Origin of the sequence: Sphingomonas sp. CFBP 8760 (genome assembly GCF_014841615.1) — a bacterium.
Lineage (GTDB): Bacteria > Pseudomonadota > Alphaproteobacteria > Sphingomonadales > Sphingomonadaceae > Sphingomonas.
The window spans coordinates 1-252 of sequence record NZ_JACYUG010000078.1 but is presented as its reverse complement, the minus strand read 5'-3'; the positions used below and the strand labels follow the sequence as shown (position 1 = coordinate 252).

Annotated in this window: 1 protein-coding gene; it reads right to left on the bottom strand. The window is 57.1% G+C overall.

Annotated elements, in window-relative coordinates:
- Positions 1 to 34 precede the first annotated feature (34 nt).
- The coding region (locus tag IFT82_RS20430; RefSeq protein WP_192129954.1) for an IS3 family transposase at positions 35 to 252 on the bottom strand (218 nt) is incomplete at its 5' end.

Here is a 252-nt window from a genome sequence, read left to right as displayed (position 1 = left end):
TGGACTTGCCCCGCTTAAGTGGAGAGGCATTTGCTCAGCGTGACACGGTTCGTTCGAACTGTGCCGGGCTGGTGTAGTCGAGCGCGGAATGACGCCGGACCGGGTTGTAGAAGCCGTCGATGTAGCGGGCAATGGCCTGCTCGGCTTGGGCACGTGTGTAGAAGACGGTTCGCCAGACGAGTTCGGATTTGATGGTCTTGAAGAACGTCTCGACCATGGCGTTATCGTAGCAATTTCCCTTTCCTGACATGG